General features: G+C 54.0%; 1 protein-coding gene. It reads right to left on the bottom strand.

Going from position 1 to position 781, the window contains the following annotated elements:
• The coding region (locus AC27VO_RS16505) for a flagellin (protein ID WP_488667804.1) at nt 1-781 on the bottom strand (781 nt) is incomplete at both ends.

Below are 781 nucleotides of genomic sequence, written 5' to 3'. Positions count from 1 at the left end.
TGCTGCCGTGATGTTCTCGTTCATGATGTCGATGTTCTCGATCGTCTTTTCAAAGCGCGTCTGCAACGCACCCAGGTCTGCACGAGCCGAGTTCACCTGGTCGATCGCATCATCGATGGACTTCAGGGCTTTCCAGGCACCTGCTTGTGTGGAAACGTCCAAGGACTCAATACCTACTTGATTCTTAGCTGCTGCCGTTGCTGTCGCCGCGACGTCGGCATTGGCAGCCACTGCACCACCGTCAATAGCTGTAAATGCTGCTGCAGCTACAGCAGTATCAAATCCTGTTTGAATGGCTGCCAAAGTCAAAGCAACTGTTGCGGCACCAGCAGCAGGTGTAAATGTCGCTTCTGACGCCAAACCCGTCACCGACTTGTAAAAACCTTTCAAAGTCACATCTTCTGCTACACCGTTGGCATCCACTTTTTCAGACATCAACGTAATTTGGTATTTGCTGGGGTCTGTGGCATCGGCTTCCAGAAATGCGGTGACACCGGTATCGGCTGTCTTGGCATTGATCGCCGCGACCACTTGGCCCAGGCGCTCGCTGGCGCTGGATGCGGCATCGAAGCCATCCAGCTTCACGCCATTGACCTCAAGATCACCCTGCTCCACTTCAATGGCATAACCATACGCGGTATCACCTGCGGGAGCTGTAGCCACGCCAAACGTTGCACTATCCAAGCCAGCAAAGGTACGTTCGCCATAGCTGATATTCGACAGTGCGCTGACCTTGGCATTGGTAATGCCACCCACGGTGATGTTGTCACCCGCACCCGAG

This window comes from Comamonas sp. 14P8.1.4, from assembly GCF_057799285.1.
Note: the sequence above shows the minus strand (reverse complement) of the source record. Positions and strands in the feature narration are given on the sequence as shown.